The sequence below is a fragment of the Paraburkholderia sp. Cy-641 genome (assembly GCF_011752945.1).
In the GTDB taxonomy this organism is placed as follows: domain Bacteria; phylum Pseudomonadota; class Gammaproteobacteria; order Burkholderiales; family Burkholderiaceae; genus Paraburkholderia.
The window spans coordinates 41,211-64,847 of record NZ_VWWM01000024.1 but is presented as its reverse complement, the minus strand read 5'-3'; the positions used below and the strand labels follow the sequence as shown (position 1 = coordinate 64,847).

At 64.1% G+C, this 23,637-nt stretch carries 21 protein-coding genes; 5 read left to right on the top strand and 16 right to left on the bottom strand.

The annotated features are described in order from the left end of the window. Window positions 1-24: 24 nt before the first annotated feature. From F3J20_RS15560 to F3J20_RS15545, 4 genes are all read right to left on the bottom strand, one after another. Window positions 25-1,056: a porin gene (locus tag F3J20_RS15560; RefSeq protein ID WP_167283814.1), complete on the bottom strand. Its 1,032-nt coding sequence runs from the start codon at window positions 1,054-1,056 to the stop codon at window positions 25-27. A 183-nt stretch (window positions 1,057-1,239) separates the two neighbouring features. Then, window positions 1,240-2,607, bottom strand: coding sequence for a C4-dicarboxylate transporter DctA (dctA, locus tag F3J20_RS15555; protein WP_240158902.1), 1,368 nt, complete (start codon window positions 2,605-2,607; stop codon window positions 1,240-1,242). A 68-nt stretch (window positions 2,608-2,675) separates the two neighbouring features. Continuing rightward, complete coding sequence (locus F3J20_RS15550) at window positions 2,676-3,587, bottom strand: hypothetical protein (protein ID WP_167283813.1); 912 nt, start codon at window positions 3,585-3,587, stop codon at window positions 2,676-2,678. 35 nt (window positions 3,588-3,622) lie between these two features. Then, window positions 3,623-4,474, bottom strand: coding sequence for an amidohydrolase family protein (locus F3J20_RS15545; protein WP_167283812.1), 852 nt, complete (start codon window positions 4,472-4,474; stop codon window positions 3,623-3,625). A gap of 142 nt (window positions 4,475-4,616) precedes the next feature. Here F3J20_RS15545 and F3J20_RS15540 point away from each other — a divergent pair, with 142 nt between their 5' ends. Further along, on the top strand, window positions 4,617-5,858 hold the full coding sequence (locus tag F3J20_RS15540) for a LysR substrate-binding domain-containing protein (RefSeq protein ID WP_167041406.1): 1,242 nt from the start codon (window positions 4,617-4,619) through the stop codon (window positions 5,856-5,858). Window positions 5,859-5,919: 61 nt separating this feature from the next. On the opposite strand, the gene F3J20_RS15535 is transcribed toward F3J20_RS15540, so the two are convergent. Then, window positions 5,920-6,342 carry a hypothetical protein gene (locus F3J20_RS15535; RefSeq protein WP_167283811.1) on the bottom strand — a complete coding sequence of 141 codons (423 nt, stop codon included), beginning with the start codon at window positions 6,340-6,342 and terminating at the stop codon, window positions 5,920-5,922. Between the two features lie 162 nt (window positions 6,343-6,504). Here F3J20_RS15535 and F3J20_RS15530 point away from each other — a divergent pair, with 162 nt between their 5' ends. The 4 genes from F3J20_RS15530 (at window position 6,505) to F3J20_RS15515 (ending at window position 10,415) form a co-directional block, all read left to right on the top strand. After that, a complete protein-coding gene (locus tag F3J20_RS15530; RefSeq protein ID WP_167041400.1) occupies window positions 6,505-7,446 on the top strand; it encodes a LysR family transcriptional regulator in 942 nt (313 codons plus the stop codon). A gap of 188 nt (window positions 7,447-7,634) precedes the next feature. Further along, complete coding sequence (locus F3J20_RS15525) at window positions 7,635-8,282, top strand: hydrolase (protein ID WP_167041397.1); 648 nt, start codon at window positions 7,635-7,637, stop codon at window positions 8,280-8,282. Window positions 8,283-8,514: 232 nt separating this feature from the next. After that, window positions 8,515-8,799 (top strand): DUF1427 family protein, encoded by a 285-nt coding sequence (locus F3J20_RS15520; RefSeq protein ID WP_167283848.1) that lies wholly within the window; start codon window positions 8,515-8,517, stop codon window positions 8,797-8,799. A 41-nt stretch (window positions 8,800-8,840) separates the two neighbouring features. Next, window positions 8,841-10,415 (top strand): MFS transporter, encoded by a 1,575-nt coding sequence (locus tag F3J20_RS15515; protein WP_167283810.1) that lies wholly within the window; start codon window positions 8,841-8,843, stop codon window positions 10,413-10,415. Between the two features lie 118 nt (window positions 10,416-10,533). On the opposite strand, the gene F3J20_RS15510 is transcribed toward F3J20_RS15515, so the two are convergent. From F3J20_RS15510 to araD, 11 genes are all read right to left on the bottom strand, one after another. Then, window positions 10,534-11,505 carry a LysR family transcriptional regulator gene (locus F3J20_RS15510; protein ID WP_205192799.1) on the bottom strand — a complete coding sequence of 324 codons (972 nt, stop codon included), beginning with the start codon at window positions 11,503-11,505 and terminating at the stop codon, window positions 10,534-10,536. Between the two features lie 447 nt (window positions 11,506-11,952). Next, on the bottom strand, window positions 11,953-13,389 hold the full coding sequence (locus F3J20_RS15505; protein WP_167283847.1) for a catalase: 1,437 nt from the start codon (window positions 13,387-13,389) through the stop codon (window positions 11,953-11,955). A 265-nt stretch (window positions 13,390-13,654) separates the two neighbouring features. Next, on the bottom strand, window positions 13,655-14,083 hold the full coding sequence (locus F3J20_RS15500; RefSeq protein ID WP_167041388.1) for a DoxX family protein: 429 nt from the start codon (window positions 14,081-14,083) through the stop codon (window positions 13,655-13,657). 522 nt (window positions 14,084-14,605) lie between these two features. Next, window positions 14,606-15,643, bottom strand: coding sequence for a Gfo/Idh/MocA family oxidoreductase (locus F3J20_RS15495; RefSeq protein ID WP_167283809.1), 1,038 nt, complete (start codon window positions 15,641-15,643; stop codon window positions 14,606-14,608). A gap of 129 nt (window positions 15,644-15,772) precedes the next feature. Continuing rightward, complete coding sequence (locus F3J20_RS15490; RefSeq protein ID WP_205192795.1) at window positions 15,773-16,741, bottom strand: Gfo/Idh/MocA family oxidoreductase; 969 nt, start codon at window positions 16,739-16,741, stop codon at window positions 15,773-15,775. Window positions 16,742-16,954: 213 nt separating this feature from the next. Continuing rightward, complete coding sequence (locus F3J20_RS15485; RefSeq protein ID WP_167283808.1) at window positions 16,955-18,064, bottom strand: Gfo/Idh/MocA family oxidoreductase; 1,110 nt, start codon at window positions 18,062-18,064, stop codon at window positions 16,955-16,957. A 79-nt stretch (window positions 18,065-18,143) separates the two neighbouring features. Further along, window positions 18,144-19,190, bottom strand: coding sequence for a porin (locus F3J20_RS15480; RefSeq protein ID WP_167041379.1), 1,047 nt, complete (start codon window positions 19,188-19,190; stop codon window positions 18,144-18,146). Between the two features lie 143 nt (window positions 19,191-19,333). Further along, on the bottom strand, window positions 19,334-20,140 hold the full coding sequence (locus F3J20_RS15475; protein WP_167283807.1) for an SDR family oxidoreductase: 807 nt from the start codon (window positions 20,138-20,140) through the stop codon (window positions 19,334-19,336). Then, window positions 20,137-21,045 (bottom strand): aldose 1-epimerase, encoded by a 909-nt coding sequence (locus F3J20_RS15470; protein WP_167283806.1) that lies wholly within the window; start codon window positions 21,043-21,045, stop codon window positions 20,137-20,139. The genes F3J20_RS15475 and F3J20_RS15470 overlap by 4 nt, the downstream gene beginning before the upstream one ends. A gap of 2 nt (window positions 21,046-21,047) precedes the next feature. Further along, on the bottom strand, window positions 21,048-21,884 hold the full coding sequence (locus tag F3J20_RS15465; protein ID WP_240162812.1) for an aldolase/citrate lyase family protein: 837 nt from the start codon (window positions 21,882-21,884) through the stop codon (window positions 21,048-21,050). 7 nt (window positions 21,885-21,891) lie between these two features. After that, complete coding sequence (gene araD, locus F3J20_RS15460; RefSeq protein WP_205192793.1) at window positions 21,892-23,637, bottom strand: L-arabinonate dehydratase; 1,746 nt, start codon at window positions 23,635-23,637, stop codon at window positions 21,892-21,894.

The following is a 23,637-nucleotide window of genomic DNA, read 5'->3' as shown; positions in this document are numbered from 1 at the left end:
GCGTTTGCCTGTCGGTTTGAACGGTTAGAACAGCACGTCGAGACCCACGGTGACGGCGGTCTGACTCGACGCGCCGGCCGGGTTCAACGTGCTGACCACGGCGTGTTTGTACGACGTGTAATCGAGTTCGCTGTACAGCGTAGTGCGCTTGGACAGCAGATAAGCGAGCGACACCACCGAGATGCCGCGGCGGCTCGCCTTGTCGGTGGAAACGGTGGTCTCATAGTAGCCGCCGGTGAAGACCAGGTCCGGCTTGATGCTCCAGGCAAGGCCGCCGAACGCGTTGTTCGTCACCTGGTGCGCCGCGTTGGGGTTCTGCTGGTCTTCCGACATGAAGCCGCCCGACACACGCACCGGGCCGATCTGGTAAGCGGCGCCGGCCATGTAATAGCTGTCGCTGACGTAGGTCGTGCCGCTCAGAATGTTGCGATGCCCGTACACGCCGCCGATGCTGGCCGGCCCCATGCCATAGCTCAGGCCGACCGAGCGCGTCGCCCCGCTGCTGAAATCGCCCGCCACGCCGCCGAACGAGTTGTCCGCTTCGAACAGCAGCGGCCCGAAGTCGTTCTTGTACTTGATGGCGTTGTTGTTGCGCGTGCCGTCCGACGCGGTGGTCAACGGCAGGATCGGCGTGAAGTGAAAGCCGAATGGATCGTAAATGCTGATGATGTCGTGCGAGATCGTGTACTGGCGCCCGAGATCGATCGACCCGTATTTCGTGTGCCCAATGCCGACATACGCTTGCCGGTTGAACAGCACACCGTTGGTGTTGTCCAGCTGGCCATTGCCGAGATTGAATCCGCTCTCCAGCCGGAAGTGCGCGTTCCAGCCGCCACCGAGGTCTTCCCGGCCCAGAAAGCCGAGTTTGTTCGAACTGTAGTAGCCGTTGGAATTCATCGTCACCACCGAGCCGCCACCGACGGCCGCATTGTTCTGGTAACGCACGCCGCCATCTACCGTGCCGTATATCTGGACACTGGTTTGCGCATGCGCGGACATCGTGCCCGCCGCCAGCGACAACCCTGCTCCAATCGTTCTCCAAATCTTTATTTTCATGATATGTCTCTAATCCGATGTATTTATCTGGATTGAATGAAGAGAAAAAACCTCTCATCCGATTCGTATAACTCGTTACGCGAAGTGATCCGTTGCATTCTTTTCGGGTGCGTCGAACCCGCTGAACCGGCTCGGCGGCTCAGCTGGTGTGACAGGCAAGTGCTTCAGGTGATTTAAGTGCTTTTAACTGCCGGCCTGGCCGCCGCTCGGGTGGCTCGTGTGGCTCAGGTGGCCGGACGCAATCGCATCCGGCCGGAAGCCCGCCGCCAGTTCGCGGCTCAGCGCAACGCGGTCGAGCGCCTTTTCCCAGTTCGCCACGACAATGGTTGCGACGCTGTTGCCGATGATGTTGGTAAACACGAATCCGCTCGACATGGCTCGGTGAATACCGAGCACGAGAGCGATGGATTCGACCGGAATCGTGTTCGACGCGGTCAGCGTAGCCGCCAGCACGGCGATGGCCGCGCCGGACACCCCTGCCGCGCCTTTCGACGTGAGCAGCAGTACCGCGAGCAGGACCAGCTGATCGTGCCAGTTCATCGGCGTGTTGGTGGCCTGGGCGAGAAAGACCGCCGCCGCGGCGAAGTACAGGCAGGTGCCGTCGTGATTGAACGTATAGGCCGTCGGCAAAACCAGACCGACCACCGACTTCTCGCATCCGAGCCGTTCGAGCTTGTCGATCAGTTGCGGAAATACCGTCTCCGAAGAACTCGTGCCGATCACGAGCAGCAACTCCGCGCCGATATAGCGCATCAAACGCAGCAGACTGAAGCCGTTGACCCTCGCGATCGGCCAGAGAATCAGCAGAATGAACAGCGCGCAGGTCAGATAGAACTCGAGCACGAGCTTGCCGAGCGAGATCAGCGTGCCGAACCCGAACTTGCTGACCGTGAAGGAGATCGCGCCGAATGCGGCGAGCGGCGCGATTTTCATCGTGAGCCCGATGATCCAGAAGAGCGAACCCGACACCGCTTCGATCAGGTCCATGGCCGGCTGTGCGCGCTCGCCGATCGCGGCGAGTCCGAATGCGAATAGCACCGAGAAGAACAGCACCTGCAACACGTCGCCGCCGGCGAACGCGCTGATTGCCGTGTGCGGAATCACATTGAGCAGGAATTCGCTCGTCGTGACGAAGTGATGCGCCTTGGCGACATACGTATCGACGGCGGCGGAATGCACGCTGTGCATGTCCACGTTCATGCCGACACCGGGCTTGAGCAGGTTCACGACCACGAGACCGAGTACCAGCGCGATCGACGTCACCACTTCGAAATAGAAGAGCGCCTTGATCGCGACGCGGCCGACTTTCTTGAAATCGCTCACGCCCGCAATGCCGCTGCACACCGTACAGAAGATGATCGGGCCGATCAGCATCTGGATGATGCGGATAAAGGCATCGCCGAGAGGTTGCAGGTTGATGCCGAACTTCGGAAAGAAGTAACCCGTGGCGATGCCTAACGCCATGCCGGCCAATACCTGGAAGGACAGATCGAGGTAGAACGGACGGCGTTCCCTGGGTTTCGCGGCGGCGGATTTGCCGGGCAAGCTCATGGTGTCTCCTTGACGGACTGCGGCGAATTCGGATTCGCTCAGGATGCGTGAAGCGGACGTGCGTTGCGCTAACGCGCGGCGTCGCCCAGAATGCCGAGGCTGTCGGCGAAGATTTCCTCGACGCTCAGCTTGCGCGGCAGCAATTGCTGTTGCTCGCAGAAGGCCAGGGTTTCTTCGAGCGGCCCGCGTAGTGCGTCATAGCCGAACAGCAGCTTGTCGGGCTGGCCCGTGCTCTGCCCGGCAGCCGCGGCCTTGCCGCGTTTGAGCAGGTCGTACACCGCGCGCACGGCTTGCGGATTCGCATCGGCCAGCGCCTGTGTCACCACAACGACATGATTGATCGGCACGTAACGATGCAGCGCGTACCACTCACGGTCGGCGACCGCGGCATTCTCGATCAGCGGCTTGAATTCCGGCTCGCCCGGCAGATCGTTGCCGAGGATCGCGGCGTCGATCTCGCCCTCACGCAGCATCGACAGCAATTGCTTGCCGGCCTCGGCACGGCGCACGAAAGCGGGTTCGACATACTCTTCCAGATGTGCGCCTTCGATCGTCACCCACTCGATCTCGTCGAGCGGCACGCCGTAGGTTTCCCCGAGAATCGCGCGCACCCACACGCCGGTGGTCTGCGAGTAGGCCCGCACGCCGATCCGCTTGCCCGCGAGATGGCTCAGGTCGGGCTTGTCACGCTCCGCGTTGTAGATGATGCAGCCTTGCTGGAAGCGCGCGGCCACGACCGCGGGCAAGAGCACGAGCGGCTTGCCGTAGGCTTTCGCCTGAAGATACGTGACGATGGCCAGTTCGCTGACGTCGAACGCCTGGCGGCGCGCCATCGGCGCGAACGCGCGATGGATCGGCTCGATCTCCTCGAACAGCAGTTCGACCGCCGGGTCCGTCAGCTCGCCCGCTTTCAGTGCTCGCGTATGCGGATAGGTTTTCAGTGCGGCCTTCAGGCGCAGAGGTTGCGTTGCAGTACTCACGTTCGGGTCTCCCGGTTGCATTCGAAGTCGACGTTTCAGGCGGCGAGCGCCGGATAGATCGCGCGCGCGGTGCCGGAGAAGATCGCGGCTTGCGCGTCGGCCGGCAGCATCGCAAGACTCTCGCGAGCGTCGGCGAGCAGTTGCGGCAGCGCGCCTTCGGCCGCCGGGAAATTCGAGCCCCACGCAATGCGATGCGCGCCGAACGCTTCGAGCACGCGCGGGAAAAACGCCGCGGGCGTCGACGCGCCTCGGCCGGCTTCGGCGATCGTGCGATTCGTGAGCTTCAGATACACGCCCTGATGCGGCGCGAGGCTGAAGAGCGGCGCGGCTGCTTCGTACGGCGGGCCGCCGGCCAGTTCGGGACGCGCGAGGTGATCGAGCAGAACGCGGATGTCCGGAAAGCGCGCGAGCATGTTCAGCAGCGCGGGAATGCCCTGTGCGGTCATCTGCAGACAAATCGACACATTGTGGCGCTGCGCGTATTCCCAGACCGGGAACGAGCGCTCGTCGTCGAGCCAGCCCGCCTGCCCCGGCATCGTGCTGCCGGTCGTGAACAGACGCAGGCCCGAGAGGCCCGCGTCGAGCCAGCGCTGCATCTGGGAGACGGCGTCGTCCGCCAGCACGTCGATCGAGAACACCCCCGCGAAGCGATCCGGATGGCTGCGCACCGCCTCGACCACATAACTATTGTCGTTGCCATACACCGTCGACGCCTGCACCACGACCGCCCGGTCGATGCCCGCTTCGTCCAGCGACGCGAGCAGCCCTTCGAAGCTGACCGGGCGCTTCGCCGACCACTCCGACTGGTGGCCGCCGACCGGGGCGATCGGATAGCGTTGTTTATCGGGGGAAATTGCATGAGTATGCGTGTCGATGACGATTGACATGAAGGCGCTCCTGACGGGAAATGTTCTGCTGGAATGGGTGTTAATGTAAGCTCGATAGCATTGAACGCCTCAATATGAAGTGAGGCCCAGCTCATAAATTCTGGTTAATCTAAGGGTTTTTTCGGGGCCGTCTGGAGGGCCAATGAAAGCGTCAGGAGAAACGTCATCGGATGAAGATCAGGCGCGCCTGCGGCGCCTTTTCCTGTTCGATGCGGTGTGCGAGGCCGGTGGCATCGGGCAGGCGGCGATCCGCGCGGGGCGCACGCAGCCGGCGGTCAGCGTCGCGATCAGCAAGCTCGAAGCGGGCTTTGGCGGCCCGCTGTTCGAACGCGGCTTCGGCGGCAGCGAATTGACCGGCGAAGGCCTCATCCTGCAGCGGCGCGTGCGCCGCATGCTCGATCAGATCGAGCGTGCCGTCATGGGCCTGACGGGCCAGGCGACGGCCACGCACGCGGCGAAGATCTGCCGCCGCCTCACCGACGCGCAGGTGCGCTGCCACATCGCGATCGCCGACGCGGGCTCCGCGGCCGAGGCCGCGCTGTCATTGGGCATTTCGCAGCCCGCCGTGCATCGGGCCGCGCGGCAAATCGAACAGAACGTCGGCGTGTCGCTATACCGGCGCCGTGTGCATAGCGTGTCGGCGAACGCTGCCGGCATCGAGTTCGCGCGCTGTTTGAGCCTCGCGCTTCATGAGATCGCGCAGGCGGGCGAGGACCTGGCCTACGCTCGCGGGCAGCTCACCGGCAAGGTGGCGATCGGCGTCCTGCCGCTGCTGCCGCCGCGCCTCGTCGCGCGCGTCATTCAGCGCTTGCGCGAGGGCTATCCTGCCGCACGCGTCACGGTGGAAGAAGGCTCGCATGCGCATCTGCTGCGCAAATTGCGTAGCGGCGCGCTCGACATCATCATCGGCGGCTTGCGCGGGGCGCGTCTTGCCGGGGCCGCACAGGAAACGGAGCTGTTTGCCGACCCTTACGTGGCGGCCGTGCGCAAGGGGCATCGGCTGGCAAGGCGCAAGCGCATCGCCCTGCTCGATCTCGCCGGCCACGACTGGGTCATGCCCGAGCACAACGTGCCGCGCCGCGCGGTGATCGATTCGATTTTCGAGCAGTTGCCAGTCAAGCCGCCGCTGGTGCTCGAAACCAGTTCTCTTGCGATGATGCTGGCGATGCTGATGGAAAGCGATTGCATCACGTTGTTGTCGCGCGCGCAGATTCGCGACGCCTATCCGGGGCGCGAACTGGTCGCGCTGGAACTGGCCTTGCCCGAAGCGCGCCGCGCGGTCGGCTATACGGTGCGCAGCGACTGGCTCGGCACGGCGGTCCAGCAGGCCTTCGTCGAGCTTCTGCGCTCGGAGAGCGCGTTAGAATCCGCTCACGAACGATGAAACGCGCACCTGTGCGTCAATTGCACGGCCAGGGCGCGCCCTGCTTCGAGCAAACGGTAGCTCAGGCCTGCTCGTTCACGAGGCCGCCGGTTTTCCCGGAGCCGAGCATCAATTGGGACAGCGCGGCCGTCGCCTGCTCGATGGCCGACGAAATCGACGCGACCTGACCGCGCAGCGCGCTGGCCGCGCTCTGATCCCCGGGTGACGACAGCTTCGTCAGTTGGGATTGAAGATGCGCCAGTTCCTGCTGAAGGCGCCGGATTTCCGCCTTCAGCGCGCGCATGGCCGGAGACTCGGATGAAGATGACGAAGAGGCGAAACCCGATGTTTCCGCTCCCGCGCTATGGCTCGCGGGATTCGAATTCGCCGCGCCGTTGCTCGCGGCCGGCGGCTTCCCGCTATCGGCGCTAGTGCCCGGGTTCTGCGCTGGCGAAACGGAAGCGGCCGAAGTGCTGCCGATATTGCCGACTGGCGTAAGCGTCATTGGTAAACTTCCCATAGTTGTTTCGATAGCTGTATGTCGGCAAGATGAAAAAAGTTCTTGAGGCCAATCACGCATACTCACGGCCGGGTGTTCCGGCTTCGCCGATGAGTTCCGGGTACATACGGCGAACTATTGGCAGGAAGCCGCTTTTCAGAGGACATCATGAACGATCCCCTTCACGCGCTCTCATGGGACGACCTGCGCATCGTCAAGGCAATCGGCGATAGCGGCGGCCTCGTCGCCGCGGCCGCCGTGCTCGACATGAATCACTCCACGGTCAGCCGCCGGCTCGCGGCCGTCGAGCGCGTGCTGCAAGCCGTGCTGTTCGACCGGCGCCGCAACGGCTATGTGCCGACCGGCGCGGGCGCCGAGCTGATCGCGCTGGCCGGGCGCATCGAAACCGACATCCACGCCGTGACCCGGCGCGTGTCGGGTCATGCGCACAGCTATACGGGCAACCTGCGCATCACGACGAGCGACGCGCTGCTGCTCGACTTTCTCACGCCGATCATCGCGGACTTCCAGCGCCGCAACGCGGGCCTGCGCATTGAAACCCTCGTCGGCAACAAGTCGCTCAATCTCGCGCGCGGCGAATCCGACATCGCGTTTCGCGCCACCGTGGCACCGCCCGAGAACCTGTTCGGCCGCAAGCTCGCCACCATCGCATGGGCCATTTATGGGCGCAGGGCCGACTACGTCGGCGTATCGCCGTCGAGAGAAGTACTCTATCAGCGCCGCTGGGTATCGTACGGCAAGAACCTCGCCGGTCTCATGGCGTTCGACTTCGTCAACGCACACGTACCGGCGGAAAACATTCTCCATCGCAGCGATTCCGTCGTCGGCGTCACCTCGGCGATCGCGGCCGGCATCGGCATCGGCCTGCTGCCCTGCATGCACGGCGACCTGCTCGGCGGACTCGTGCGCATCGGTCCTGTCGAGCCGCGAGTCTACGACGAATTGTGGGTGCTGACGCATCCCGACATCCGCAAGTCGGGCCGGGTTCATGCGTTCATGAAGCATTGCGCGGAAGCGATTACGCAGCATCGCAACTTCATCGAAGGCAGAGAACCGCGCATGCGTCACTCGATGGAACTCGATCGATAGTTCAATGCGAACGTCCGCAGTTTTACACATGCCATTCCGCAAAACTGCACCCCCCTATGCGGACTCGCTCACTTAGAATCCTCCGCATGCCGATGACTTGCGGTTGTCCTCCAGCCCCCCTGTCAACCGTCTCTCGCAGGCCATCGGCTGAATTCCAGCCAACCCATTCACTCCACGAGGACCGAGTAATGAGCATCCAAGCCATCGCCAAACCCGCTGCTTCCCTTCTGAGCCCCAACGACCACGCGCTGGTCCTGATCGATCACCAGGCGCAGATGGCATTCAACACGAAGTCGATCGACATCACCAATCTGCGCGCTAACGCAGCCATTCTTGCTCACACCGGCAAGGGCTTCAACGTGCCGACGATCATCTCGACGATCTCGAAGGACAGCTTCGCTGGCCCGCTCTTCGACGAAATCACCGACGCGTTTCCGGATGCGGAAGTCACCGACCGCACGACGTCCAATGCATGGGAAGACGAGAACTTCATCGCCCGTATCAACGCAACCGGCAAGAACCGCCTGGTCATCGCCGGCCTGTGGACGTCGGTTTGCTGCAACGGCCCCGTGATTTCCGCGCTCGAGCAAGGCTTCGAAGTCTATGTCGTCACCGATGCATGCGGCGACGGCTCGGTCGAAGCGCATGAACGCGCAGTCGCACGGATGATCCAGGCCGGCGCGCGTCCGATCACGGCACTCACCTATCTGCTCGAACTGCAACGCGACTGGGCACGTACCGAAACGTACGACGTGACGACCGGCATCGCCATGAAGTTCGGCGGCGCATTCGGCGTGGGTATCGAGTACGCGAAGGCGATGCTCGGCGCGCACTGATATCGCCAACGTCAAGCTTGATTTCCGCTTGATGACGGGGCCGCGTCACGGCCGCACGCCTGCACGAAGCAGCGCGCGCGGCGCGCGATGCGGCCCCGCTTCCGTCAGCGCGCCTTGAATCAAGGTATCGATTCGATGCACTGGCTCAAGCATTTATTTGAACATTCATCTGGACGATAAGCCCGCCTGCGGCAAAGTCGTTCGTTCATCGAAACACCGCGGCAAGCATTGCATGAAATCCTATCTCCTGTCGCTCGCTGCCGGTCTCCTCGTGGGCCTCGTCTATTCGCTGCTGAAAGTGCGCTCGCCGGCACCGCCGCTGATCGCCCTGGTCGGCCTGCTCGGCATCCTGATCGGCGAACAGGCGCTGCCCACCGTGAAACGGCTGATGTCCGAATCCAGCGCCGCGACGAGCGTACACGCCCGTAGCGAGCAGACAACGTCGGGGCAGGTGACAGGACTTGCGCCGCGCCCGACGCGCGCGAATGAAGATACCGCTGGCCAGCACCAGCCTTGAACCGGCTTTGACCCAGCCTTGACCCGCAACGAGACCCCATCATGAATACGGCTGCCGATTCGCCGCTCAGGATTCCTATTTTCAGGGCGCTGTGGATCGCCACCATCGTTTCGAATATCGGCACGTGGATGCAGGATGTCGGCGCGGGCTGGCTGATGACGTCCCTGTCGCGCGACCCGCTGCTGGTGGCGGCGGTGCAGGCCGCGACCACGCTGCCGATGTTCGTGCTGTCGATGCCCGCCGGCGCGCTCGCCGACATCGTCGACCGCAGGCGGCTGCTGCTCGCCACGCAATGGTGGATGGTGGCCGGCGCGGCCCTGCTCTCGATCTTTACGTTCGCCGGCCTGTGCACCCCGTGGCTGCTGCTGGCGATGGTCGCGGCAATCGCCACCGGCATGACGCTCAGCGCACCGGCTTTCCAGGCGACCATCCCCGAACTGGTGCCGCCCGCGAGCCTGCCGCGCGCGATTGCGCTGCTCAGCCTCGGCATCAATATCGCACGCGCGATCGGGCCGGCCGCGGGCGGCCTCGTGATCGCCGCCGCCGGCGGCCCGGCGGCGGTCTTCGCGCTCAATGCGCTATCCAGCATCGGCGTCGCGGTAGTGCTGCTGCGCTGGCAACGCACGCCGCGCAAATCGGGCCTGCCCGCCGAACACTTTCTCGGCGCCTTGCAAGCCGGCGTGCGTTACACACGGCAGTCGCCCGCCATGCTGACGGTACTGCTGCGCAGCGCGGCGTTCTTCGTATTTGCGAGCGCGCTCTGGGCCTTGCTGCCGGTGATCGGCCGGCGCGATCTCGGCTTGAGCTCCATCGGCTACGGCGCGCTGCTCGCCTGCCTCGGCTTCGGCGCCATCGCCGGTGCATTGCTTCTGCGCGTGCTCTCCGGACGGATTTCGTGCAACGCGATGATGCTCGCCGCGTCGCTGCTGTTCGCGGCGGCGACTGCATTGCTCGGCATGGCCTCGACCTTTGCCATGGCCGCGCCGGTCATGTTCGCGGCGGGCGTCGCATGGATCACGATCATGTCGTCGCTCACCGGCGCGGCGCAGATGGCCGCGCCCGCCTGGGTCAAGGCGCGTACGCTCGCGCTCTATATGCTCGTCTCGCAAGGCACGATGACCGCGGGTTCGACCTTCTGGGGATGGGTCGCCGCGCATGCAGGCGTGCAAGTAGCACTGCTCGCGGCCGGCGCGGCGCTCGGCATCGCGCAGTTGCTCGCCTTGCGTTTCCCGCTCGACGCCGCCGCGAAGCTCGACCTCACACCCGCGGCCGACTGGCCCGCGCCGCATGTGGAAGGCGACATGCAGAACGATCGCGGCCCGGTGCTCGTCACGATCGAATATCGCATCGCACCGGCGAGTTCCGCCGACTTCACGCTCGCGATGGCACGGCTGCAAGCCAGCCGGCGCCGTGGCGGCGCCCTCTCCTGGGGGTTGTATGAAGATGCGGCGCAGGCGGGTCTGTTCGTCGAGACCTTCGTCGTCGAGAGCTGGATCGAACATTTGCGCCAGCACGAACGTGTCACGCGCGCCGACCGCGAATGCGAGGAAACCGCCCGGCAATTTCATATCGGCACCGAGGCGCCGCGAATCCGTCATCTGATTGCGCCTGCGTGACGGATGGCTCCGGCGTTTCGATAGGGAATCCGAAGCTCTCCCGACATCGGCATGAAGCTCGCGAATACCGTTTTGGTGTTTCAGGATCAGTACGATTCAATTCGCACAAAAGCGTCGATCAGACCCATGAAAGCCGGGAACCACCCGGCGACGGCGAAGCGCCAACCGAATGTCCCCGATAGACGGCCCTGCCCTCGATCAATTCGCGCCGCCCGATGATCGCCTCGGCGCAGTGCGCCATAAACGCGCTCACCCGGCCGGATTTGCGGATGTCGGGATGCGTCAGAAGCCACAGCTCGTCATACACCTCGGGTATCACGGGGCTCAATCGGGTGATGCCGGTGACCAGGTCGCCGTACATGCAGGGCAAAAGACCGATGCCGATCCCCGCGGTAATGGCGGAGACCACGCCGATAATAGAGTCGCTTCGATAGACGATATTACAGGGGTCGACGTGTTCATCGATAAAACTGAATGCCTTGAGCCCGCTCAAGTCCCGGCAATAGGACACCCACGGTCGACGATCGATGATGTCGCCCGCGGGAGAGCCGTTCGCGCTATCGGCCGCGCGGCCATAAATCGCCCATGCGACGGTGCCGAGCTTGCGTCCGAACAGGTTTTCCGGCGGCGCCAGCGTGGCTCGAATCGCAATGTCGGAGTCGCCGCGCGCGAGGTTCAGAGGCTTGTTGCCGACCATCATCTCGATCTGCACACCCGGGTTGCGAGTGCGGAAATCCGCAACGATCGGGATAACGAAATCCCGCACGAGCGCATCGCTGGTCGTAATGCGCAGATTGCCTTTTTGACTGTCGGCGTGGCTGGACACGCGCTTCGTCATACTAAGAATATCCAGCTCGATACGACTGGCCAACGCAATCACTTCTTCACCCGCCGCGGTCGGCCCGTAGCCGCTGCGGCGCCGGTCGAACAACACGGCGCCCAAGGCCCGTTCGACCGCGGAGAGCCGCCGGGAAACCGTCGAATGGTTGAGCCCGAGCGCTGTTGCGGCGGCAACGAGGCTGCCGCCCTCTGCGATAGCTTTGACGATACGCAAATCATCCCAAAGTGGATTCGCGGAAGTGTCTGTCACAATGGTCCTTCAGATGCGTTCTGGAGAAACCGCGGTCCGCGACGAGTTTTCAGTCACCACTTTGCAGCCATACTTCATGCTTCCGGCACCGCATTTCTCTCAACAATGCCTTTGATGTCCGATACACAACATTCATATGATCCAGCGCCGCGGTCTCTCTTCGAATTCGCCGTGGAGCGGGTTTATTATGTGAGGTTACCTGCAAGAAAACAAACGACTAATCTTTCTCGCATCCAGCATTTGTCCTGCTAGACAGATGCGATCATACAGGATCGCATCTGTTTTCATGCGCGACGCATACAATCCGCCTGACCGGCCGGGAACGCGGCAACGTACTGCTTGCTGCCCGCTTCCCGTCGCTTCCCGTTCAAAGCGCCGCTCGCACCGCCACATGCAAGGCATGCACAACAGCGGCAACCGGTCATGACGGCACGCCCCGCCAACGCGTTACTTCTTCTCGCTCGCGAGTCGTGCAAGCGCCGCTTCGATACCCGCGGCATAGTCCGGATCGGCCTTGGCGCAATTGCCGATGTGACGCTGCTGAATGTCCTTCGACACGCCGGCAAGCTGCCGCGCCGTGTTATCGAACAGCGTCTGCCGTTGCGCCGCATTCATGCTTCTGAAGAGAATGCCCGGCTGCTGATAGTGATCTTCGTCGACGCGATGATCCCAATGAGCGGCCGCGCCGTCGAGTTCGAGCGGCGGCTCGTTGAGTTGCGGCTGATCGATCCAGACGCCCTTGCTGTTCGGCCAGTACGACGGCGTGCCGCCGAGGTTGCCGTCGGTGCGCATCGCGCCGTCGCGATGATAGCTATGGAACGGGCACTTCGGCGCATTGACGGGGATATGGTTGAAGTTCACGCCGAGCCGGTAGCGTTGCGCATCCGGATACGAGAAGAGGCGCGCCTGCAGCATCTTGTCCGGCGAGTAGCCGATACCGGGCACGATGTTCGACGGCGAAAACGCGACCTGCTCGGTTTCGGCGAAGAAGTTCTCCGGATTGCGGTTCAGTTCGAAATAGCCGACTTCGATCAGCGGATAGTCGCCCTTCGGCCACACCTTCGTCAGATCGAACGGATTGAACTGGAATGCCTTGGCCTGCGCATCCGTCATGACCTGAATGAGCAAGGTCCAGCGCGGAAAATCGCCGCGCTCGATGCTGTCGAACAGATCGCGCTGATGCGTCTCGCGGTCCTTGGCAATCAGTGCTTCCGCTTCCGAATCGCTCAGGTTCTCGACGCCCTGCTCCGTGCGGAAATGGAACTTGACCCACGTGCGTTCGTTCTCGGCATTGATGAAGCTATAGGTGTGGCTGCCGAAACCGTGCATATGGCGGAACGTACGCGGAATACCGCGCTCGCTCATCACGATCGTGACCTGATGCAGTGCTTCGGGCAGCAGCGACCAGAAATCCCAGTTGCTCTCGGCGCTGCGCATGCCGGTACGCGGATCGCGCTTGATCGCGTGGTTCAGATCGGGGAACCGCAGCGGGTCGCGGAAAAAGAACACCGGCGTGTTATTGCCGACCATGTCCCAGTTGCCTTCGTCGGTATAGAACTTCAGCGCGAAGCCGCGAATGTCGCGCTCGGCATCCGCCGCGCCGCGTTCGCCGGCCACCGTCGAGAAGCGCGCGAACAGCGGCGTCTGTTTGCCGACTTCCGCAAACATCTTCGCCTTCGTGTAGCGCGTGACGTCGTGCGTCACCGTGAACGTGCCGTAAGCGCCCGCGCCCTTCGCATGCATGCGGCGCTCCGGGATCACCTCGCGATCGAAATGCGCAAGCTTCTCGATCAGCCAGACGTCCTGCAGCAGCGCGGGGCCACGCGGGCCGGCCGTCTGAATGTTGACGTTGTCGCTGACGGGAGCACCGGCCGCATGGGTCATGTTCGGTTCCGTCGATTTTTGGACCATGGTTGTTTTCCTTGAAACCCTATCAATGGGAAGCTGCAGCGAAACGACGAGCGGCGATACGCCGCGATCATCATTCGCTGCATCGGATCTACTGCGTGGGGAATCTATACAGGCAAGGCAGGCTCAACCGAAGGAGCGCATCGTGCGAAGGCGCGGGCGCATCGCATGCGATGACGGCCTATCCGTGGACATCTCCGCGAAAAAACCGCCCCGATGCGCTCGCCCGAGCCGACGCCCTTTACTGCCGATGCTCCCGATCGGCCAATATCGATGCGAGCACGCAGCCGCCAATCAGGCCGATATGCTCGAAGAAGGCGTTACGGTCGGTGAAGCGCACGATGGTATCGGGGTCGGCCCAGAACGGATAAGCGATTGCGGCGGCACTGGCGGTGAATACGCCCAGCGCGCCGGCGGCGAGCCAGGTCAGGCGGCTGCTGATGACGGCCAGCGAAGCGCCGAGTTCGATAAAGATCGTCACCGCGATGATCGGTACGGCAGGATGCAGACCCAGGGCGTGAGCCTCGGCCAATGCGCCCTTCAGATTGAGTAGTTTCGCAATACCGCTTGTCCAGTACGGAAAGGTCAGAGCGATACGTGCCAGCAAACCAAACCATCGATTTTCGAGCAGGCGGACAATGGGCGCAGGTGTCAAAGCGAATATCTCCATCAATGCGGCGGCGAGTCCGCGAGTGCGGACTCATGCGAATAGCGGCCCGTGCGTGCGGTGAAAAAAGCGGCGCACAGCGGCCTCGTACCCAACGGGAAATGCCTTGTGGCTTTGCCGATCCGGCGGGCGGTTCAGCGCTATGGGTGCGCTAATTGTAGGGGGACGGCCGTGCGCAAACCGCGCATTCCAACGGAACCGTTCGTGCAAATATGCGGATATGCGCGTGAATGCCGAGTGCCTGCATCGATGCGCGACGAACTCGCGAGAAGCTTGCTCAGCGGGAGAGAGACAGTACTGTCGAACTCAATTTGAATTCGATAAAAGACCGGTTATCAAAGACAGAAAATCTGTATTGACGATAATGCAATGACGTTATGCGATACGCCGCCGCTATCTCCGTCGGAGACGCGAGCGGCTGCCGTCTGCAAGATAGCAAGCCCGCAAGCTCGCGGCGGCAACCGCCAATGCAGCCGCAACGCGGGCGCAACGTAGATGCAAGAAAGCGCCCGCGAAAGAGCCGCCTCAGGCCTGCCGCACGAATGGCAGCGTGCGGCCTTCCCTCGCGCTTTGCATCGCGAGGTCGATCAGCGTCATGACGTCGATAACGTCCTGCGGGCTCACCGGGAACGGCTTGCCTTCGCGAACTGCCGCCGCAAGCGCGCGATACAGATCCGCATAATTGCCGGCGGCATTGGGCACTTCGCGATCGGCCGGCTGGCCGTCGTCGCGCAACACATGCAACTGGCCGACTCCGTTACCTTCGCCGAAACCGGGCTGGCCCGGGTACAAGCCGGCCTTGAGCTGCGCTTCCTGCGCATCGAACCCGTGCTTCAGATAGCTGCCGCGCGTGCCATGAATCGCGAACCGCGGCGCATACGTGGCGAGCGCGCTGGCGTGCAGCACGGCGTCGTGGCTCGGGTAGCGCAACACGAGGTGAGCAAAATCGGGCGCACCCGCCTGCTCGCGACGCGTCTGGACGAACGCGGCGACCGACTCGGGCGCGCCGAACAGCGCGAGCGCCTGATCGATCAGATGCGGACCGAGGCCATAGAGCAGGCCGCCGCTACGCGCGGCAGCCTGGCGCGCGCCCAGGCCGAGGCGGTCGAAATGCGACTCGTAGCGTGTGATGCGGCCCAGCTCGCCGCTCGCGACCAGTTCGCGCACGGTGAGGAAGTCGCCGTCCCAGCGGCGGTTGTGGAACGGCGCGAACACGAGGCCGCGCTGCTTCGCGATGGCCGCGAGCGTGCGCGACTCCGCGGCGCTCAGCGTGACCGGCTTGTCGACGAGTACATGCTTGCCGTACTCGAGCGTGCGGCGCGCGAGGTCGAAGTGCGTGTCGTTGGGCGTCGCGATCACGACGCATTCGACAGCATCGAGCGCGAGCAGCGCGTCAAGGCCGGCGACGATCGCCGCCTCGGGGTAGTCGGCCTGGGCACGTTCGCGCTGGCTCGTCGCGATCGCGGCCAGTCGCGCCGCACCGCTATGCGCGATCACGGGCGCGTGAAAGAACTGGCCGGAGAAGCCGTAGCCGATCAGGCCGATTTGCAACGGTGCAGTCATGGGGCGCTTTCTCCTGTCAGCGGATGGACGGCGCAGCGCAAGCCGCTGCCGCGAATGGTGCGAGTGGCGCAAGCCTGTCATGCAAGGCATGGGCGCTCGCGCGCCACGCCGGGTGTGCAGCCCGCATCGCTAGGCGAGGATCTGGTCGACGATCACCTGATTGTTCAGCGAGCTTTCGAGCGAAAAGGCCACGTCCTCCTGCTCGCCGAATACCGTCCGCGCGAAGTCTTCCACCATCAACTGATACTGATCGACGCCGTCGAACGTGGTGATGTGGGTCTCGCCGGTGCGATCGTCGCGATGCCGCACCACGGACGGACCATAGACGCCCGGATTGAACGGCGCATCGAGACTCATCCAGCCATGAGTGCCATGAAACGCCATTTCCTGCCGGCGCGCTAGCTGGGTTCCGCAGTAGAACTGCATCGAGAAGCCGGGAAACTCCAGCGTGCCGCTCGTAAAGCAATCGGTGCCGAAACGCGGATCGATCACCACATCCGCCTGCACCGAAGTCGGTTCGAGCCCCGTTGCGATGCGCGTCGTGACCACCGGATAAACGCCGATGTCGCGCACGCCGCCGCCGCCGAGTTCGCGGTTGTTGCGAAATGCGTTGGGGTCGTCGTTGAAATAGGTAAAGCATCCTTCGACGCGCTTCAGTTCTCCCAACAGGCCCTGCGCGAGACTGTCGCGCACGAAGGCCCATTGCGGATGATGCGCGACCATGAATGCCTCGGCGCACACGAGCCCCGTCGCGTCGCGCAAGGCGATCAGTTCGCGGACCTCGTCCGCTCGCAGCGCGATCGGTTTTTCGCAGAGCACGTGCTTGCCGGCCGCCAGTGCTTTCTTGCACCACTCGAAGTGATGCGCCGTCGTCAGCGGAATATAAACGGCGTCGACGTCGTCGCTCTCGACCACTGCTTCGTAGCTGTCGAGCACCTGATCGATCTGATGCTGCCGCGCAAATGCTTGCGCGCGCGCGGCATCGCGGCTCGCGACGGCGGTGACGCGGGCGTTGCCCGAATTCCGGATCGCGGGCACCACGCGCTTATCGGCAATTTTCGCGGCGCCCAATACGCCCCAGCGCAAAATTTGAGTCATCGCTATTTCCATTCACTTGAATTGATTACCCGGTAACGAAACGGCGGGCGCGGATGCCTGCGCAGCATCCGCGCCCGCGCGCCCTGGTCAACGAGATGACGGCTGGTCTTTCATGGCTTCGTTTCACGGCAGCGGCTTCACTGCCATGACTCACAGCCATGATTTACTGCCGCGATCCACGGCCGTCATTCACCACAGCCGCCATGCACAGCCTCAATCCAGCTTCGGAATCTCGATCACGCGATTTTCCTTGATGGACTGCTCGGCCGCCAAGCCGATCATCACGGCCTTCAAACCGTCCTGCAACGAGACTTCGACCGGCTTGCCTTCGAGCACCGCACGCTGGAAGCCGAGATGCTCGAAATACGTCGAGCCATGGTGCGCGCCGATGCTGAGCAGCTTCTCGTCGACCTCGACCGTGCGCCGCACCGGCCCCTTCGGATCGCGCGGGCTCACCACCAGTTCGGCCTGCTGCTCGCCGCGGCCGGGCCAGTGCTTGCTTGCGCCCGGCACGAGGCACTCCACCTTACCCTGGTCGCCGACCGCCGCAAAGACTTCCTGCCAATACTCGCCGTCCGCGAACATGCAGAGGTCGAGGCTCGCGCGCCGGCCGCTTGCAAATTCGACGATCACATAGGCGTGGTCGATGATGTCGGGCGTCTTGCCGTCATACCGCTCGTCGCGATGGTTGACGTCGGCGCCGCCCGAGGCGAACACGCGCACGGCTTCGTCGCCGACGACGAGACGCATCAGGTCGAAGAAGTGGCAGCACTTCTCGACCAGCGTGCCGCCCGTGCGCTCGGAAAAGCGGTTCCAGTCGCCGACCTTGGTCAGGAACGGATGACGATGCTCGCGAATCGAGAACATCCGCAAATCGCCGATCGTGCCCGCGCGAATCTCGTCGATCATCGCCGTCATCGGCGGCATGTAGCGGTACTCCATGCCGACCCACAGCGGCGCGCGATGCGCCTTCGCGGCGGCGGCCAGATGCCGGCAATCTTCCATCGAGGTGCACAGCGGCTTTTCGACCAGCGTCGGGAAAGCCTTCGGTGCGGCGAAAATATCGTCGAGCACGGCCCGATGCGTATCGTTCGGCGTCGCCACGACGAGCACGTCGCAAGCGTCGCTCGCGAGCAGATCGCGATAGTCCGCGAACACCTTCACGTCGTCGCGCCCGGCCGCCTGCTTCGCGCCGGCAATCGATTCCGCATGCGGATCGGCCAGTGCCGTGACGACCGCGTTCGGCAGCAGCGCGATATTGCGCAGGTGTTCCTGTCCCATCATCCCGGCGCCGATCACGCCGTATCTAAGCGGTGCATTCATACCCTTCTCCTTGCTTGATAAAAAACGATTCGATGCGCGTTGCGCGTGTCGTCGCGACTTCGCTCAGCGCATGCGAAACTCAGAAAGACGTGCGCAAGCCGGCCGTCACCACCCACGGATCGAAGCCCGGCGTCACCGTCGCATAATTCGGGTTCAGCAGCCCGAACCCCTGATTCGAATGGCTATTGTTCGAGATCATCGAAGCATAGCCATACAGTTGCGTGCGCTTCGACAGGAAGTACACATAGCCCACGTCATAGGCCATCGCGCGCGCATTCGCGCTCTGGATGCGCCGCGAGACACCGAGTTCGATGTCGCCGTGTCCCGCCGGAATCTTCGCGTTGACGAGAAACGCGGACGCAAACCAGTTGGTCGAATCGGTGCGCTTCGAATAGACGTAGTTGGTGCCGATGAAGTTGCCGCCATAGCCATACGTTGCGGCAACGACCTGCGTCAGTTGCGACGACGGCGTCAGCGTGGTCGTGTTCGCGTAGTACTGGTAGCGATTGACCGCGTAGCCGAGCATCATGCCGAAGCGCTGGTACATCACGTTCATGCCGACGTTGCGGCCGTCGGCCGTCTGCCCCGAAGCGTTCTGCGAGCCGAACGAATAACCGATTTCACTCGACAGCCCGTAGTAGTTCGGCGTGCGGTAACGCACGGCGTTCGGATAGAAGCCGCCCGTGCCCGACTTGCCGAGCGTCGACGAGTGTTCCAGCGACATGATCGCGGCCGGGTTCGAAAGACCATAGGTCGAGACGTCCGAAGCCAGAAACACCCAGTAAATCGGCAGATACATGTAGCCCGCGTCGACGCTGCCGTACTGCGTGCTCGACAACCCGACCGACGCGCCGCGATTGAACAGCGTCGAGCCGCCGGCCACACCCGTATACGTGCTGAAGCCGGTTTCGAGCTGGAAGTTCGCCCGGTAGCCGCCGCCCAAGTCTTCGCTGCCGCGAAAGCCGAAGCGCGAGGCCTGCAGGTTGCCGCTCGCGGCCATCGCCGTCGGGCTCACGTTGTCGTTGAATTTGCCGTACTGCAAGGCCGAATCGACGATCCCATACAGCGTCAGCGTCGATTGCGCCCACGCGGTGGAATGCCCCGCCGCAGCAAGCGCTGAGAACATTAATCCATTTCGCAGGCACGAGCGTACCCGCGCGCCCTTTTTCAGGCGCTTTTTCGTGTAAAGCATCAGAGATCTCCAGAGATGTTTATTTTTTACTTCGGGTCTGCTTACCTATTGAACGCACGGGAACCGCCGCTACCCTCCTATCCGACTACCGACACCTGAGCGAGTCCCGCGTCGACGACCAGGTTCTGTCCCGTGATCGCCATCGCCTGCGGGCTTGCGAGAAACAACGCAGCGTCCGCGACATGCTCGGGCACGACGCGATATTTCAGACACTGCAAATCGAGAAACTGCTGATCGGCGGCGGGATCGCGCCACAGCGCCGTCTGCCGTGGCGTGACGACGGCGCCCGGCAGCACCGCGTTGACGCGGATGCCGTGCTCGCCGAGCTCGCGTGCGAGCGTGCGCGTGATCCCCGAAATCGCCGCCTTCGAAGCCGTGTAGCCGATCAGGTTGGGACGCCCGCGCAGCCAGGAGATCGAGCCGAGGTTGATGATCGAGCCGCCGCCCGCCTCGCGCATGCCGGGCGCCACGCGCTGCGTCGCGAACACGTGGTGCGTCAGATTGACGGCCAGCATCTCGTGCCACATCTCGACCGAGAGATCGTCGAGCGCATGGCGCGTATCGCGGCCCGCGTTGTTGACCAGCGTGCGGATCGTCCCGAGCTGGCGCGCCGCCACGTCGAGCACGGCGCGATAGGCGTCGATGTCGCGCACGTCGCAGCGCGCGAACCACGGTCGCAGGCGCTCGACCGCCGCGCTCGGCGCCGCGTTGCCGAGGCGCTCGCAGAGCGCGTGGCCGGCTTCTTCGTCGAGATCGCAGAAAGCCACCTGCGCGCCCTGCTCCCAGAACGCTTCGACGAGGGCCGCGCCGATGCCCGACGCGCCGCCCGATATGAACGTCACCTGTCTGGCGAGCGCCGGATACAGCGGACGGTTTGAATTCATGCTTGTCTCCTGTTGCCGAATGAGGCGGCGAATGTGGCCGGAAGTGCCTGCAATGCGATCGACATGTGCGCCTCGAGCGCGTCGCCGGGCGCGAGCACATGCATCGGCGGCGCGTTGCCGTTCAGCGCGTTGTTCGCGTGGCTCACCGGCTCGAAGGCGAAAAACGGCTGCCCGGCCGGGCGAAACAGCACGGCACAGCGCAGCGTGTCGCCCGCTGCAATCGCGATCCGGTGATGCGGCGTGTCGATCGTCGCGGCACCGCTCCAGCCGGTAAAGCAGTTGTCGACGACGGTGTCGTCGAGCGCGCCGAACGCGGACGGCGACACGCTCGCGCACGGCAGATCGTCGGCGTCGGTCACCAGCATCGCGGCCCATTCAGTCGCGAGCGTGGTCGGCCCCGCCTCCGTGTCGAGCGGAAAGAACGGATGCCAGCCCGCGCCGCACGGCGCGGCCTCGGCGCCGGTATTGACGATGCGCAAGCTCAGCCACAGCACGTCGCCGTCGATCTCGATGCGCTGCCGCGCGTCGAATGCGAACGGCCAGTGTTCGTCGGGCGTGTGCACGAGCCGCATATCGAGCGCGCTCGCCTCGCTCTCCGTCACCTGCCAGGGCTGCTGAAAACCGACGCCATGAATCGCGTGCTGGATTCCGGCCAGGTTATTCGTCAAGGTGTACTGCGTATCGCCGAAACGAAACGTGCCGAACGCGATGCGATTCGAAAACGGCACGAGCGGATAGCACGCGCTCTTGCGCACGTTGCGTGCCGAAAGCTCGGCGTCCGGCATCGGGCGCAGCACATCGCGGCCATGCCAGCGCGCATCGACGATCGCGCCGCCGAGCGAGGGCGCGATGCGCAGCTGCCATGCGTCGCTACGCAGCGCGAACAGTTCCGGAGTGCCTGGCATGGTTAGTACGGCCCGCCCGCGTTGGCGCTGACCTGAACCTTGTCCAGCGCGGCGATGAAAGCGCCGGCCTGGCGCATCATCATGCCGAGGTCGGACGCGATCGCCACGTAGTCGTAGCCCATCGCGACGAACTCGCTGACCATCTCGGGCGTCGGTCCGACGATGCCGATCGGCATGCCGATCGCATTCGCCCGGCGCGCGCAATCGGCCAGCGCGGCACGCACGTCCGCATCGGCCAGATTGCCGATCTTGCCCATCGCCGCCGACAGATCGCCGGGCCCGACGAACAGCGCGTCGACACCGGGCACGGCCGCGATCTCTTCGAGCCGCGTAATGGCCTCGGGTGTTTCGAGTTGCACGATGCAGGCGGTCGCTTCATTGGCGCGCTTGCCGAACTCGCTCCAGGTGCCATAGCGGCTCGCGCGATGCATCGCCGCGAAACCGCGCGTGCCGAGCGGCGGGAACTTGATCGAGGCGACGGCCGCGCGCGCCTCTTCGGGACTCTGCACATACGGGAACATCAGCGTGGCCGCGCCCATGTCGAGCGCCCGCTTCGCGAGGGTCGCGTCGTTGCGCGCGAGGCGCACGATCGACGCCGCGCCGCCGCATTCGACGGCTTGCAGCATATGCAGCACGTCGGTGAATTCGAGCGGCGCGTGCTCCATGTCGATCAGCAGCCAGTCGAAACCGGCGTGGCCGAGCGCCTCGGCGGTCGACGCCGCGCCGGACATCAGCCAGGTGCCGAGCGGATGCGCGCGCATCGTGCTGTCCGCGGTGCGCTTCAGCGCGTCGCGAAACGCGTTGCGCGACGGGTCCTGCTTGCTTCGGTTGCTCATCATGTGCGTCCTAGAAAATGGGTGGCTCGACGGGTTCTTCAAAGCCCGTCAGAAAGTCGAAGTCGCAGCCCTTGTCCGCTTGCGAAACATGCTCCACGTACAGGCGGATATAGCCGCGCTTGCGCGGCTTCGGCGGCGCGTGCCAGTCGGCGCGGCGACGCGCCAGTTCGTCGTCGGTCAGCAGCACGTCGAGGCGGCCGGCTGCCACGTCGAGTTCGATCGTGTCGCCGGTGCGGATCAGCGCGAGCGGGCCACCCGCCGCCGCTTCGGGCGCGACGTGCAGCACGCAGGTGCCGTAGTGGGTGCCGCTCATGCGCGCATCCGAGATGCGCACCATGTCGCGCACGCCGGCCGCGAGCAGCTTCTTCGGAATCGGCAGGTTGCCCCACTCGGGCATGCCGGGCGCGCCGACCGGGCCGCCGCCGCGCAGCACGAGCACGGTGTCCGCGTCGACGTCGAGTGCGGGGTCGTGAATCTTCGCGTTCATCTCGGCGATCGAATCGAACACGAGCGCGCGGCCGCGATGCTTCATCAGATGCGGGCTCGCCGAGCTCGGCTTGATGACCGCGCCGCTCGGCGCGAGATTGCCGCGCAGCACGCCGAGCGCACCGCGTTCGCTGACCGGATCGGTCAGCGGCCGGATCGCGTCCTCGCCCTGCGGACGCTGCCCCGCTTCGAAGCGCGCGAGGTTCTCGCCGAGCGTCGCGCCCGTGACGGTCATGCAGTCGAGCGACAGATGCGCCTTCACGACGCCCAGCAAGGCCGGGATGCCGCCCGCGTAATAGAAGTCTTCCATGAGCCGCTGGCCGGACGGAAACACGTCGGCCAGCACCGGAATGCGCTTGCCGACGCGCTCGATGTCGTCGAGCGTGAGCGGCACGTTGCCGCGTCCGGCGATCGCGATCGTGTGAATCGCCGCGTTCGTCGAACCGCCGAGCGCCATGTAGGTCACGATGCCGTTCTCGACCGACTCGTGCGTGAAGAAGCGGCTCGGCTTCAGGTCTTCCCAGACCATTCCGACGATGCGCTCGCCGCTCGCGGAGCACATCCGCGTATGCGAGGCGTCCATCGCCGGAATGCTCGTCGCGCCCGGCAGCGTGAAGCCCATCGCCTCGACGATCGAGGTCATCGTGCTGGCCGTGCCCATCGTGTTGCAGGTGCCGGGCGCGCGCGTCATGCGCGCTTCGAGCGAAATCCATTCGGGCTGCTCGATATTGCCGGCCACGTATTCGTCCCAGAACTTCTTCGTGTGCGTGCCCGCGCCGACCACCTGGCCGCGATGCCGGTCGCTGAGCATCGGGCCGGCCGGCACGAAGATGCACGGCAGGTCCGCCGACAGCGCGCCCATCATCAGGCCGGGCGTGGTCTTGTCGCAGCCGCCCATCAGCACCGCGCCGTCGATCGGCAGCGAGCGCAGCAATTCCTCGGTTTCCATCGCGAGAAAATTGCGGTAGATCATCGTGGTCGGCTTGACCATCACTTCGCCGAGCGACATCGCCGGCAGTTCGAACGGCATGCCGCCCGCCTGCAGAATGCCGCGCTTGACGGCTTCGGCGCGCTCGCGCAGATGCGCATGGCACGGCGACAGATCGCTCCACGTATTGATGATGCCGATCACCGGGCGCGACATGAATTCCTCGCGGCGCAACCCCATCTGCTGCAGGCGCTGACGATGCGCGAACGAACGCATGTCGTCGGGCGCGAGCCAGCGCTGGCTGCGCAATTCGCTGAGTTGTTTGAGTTTTCGTTGCACCAT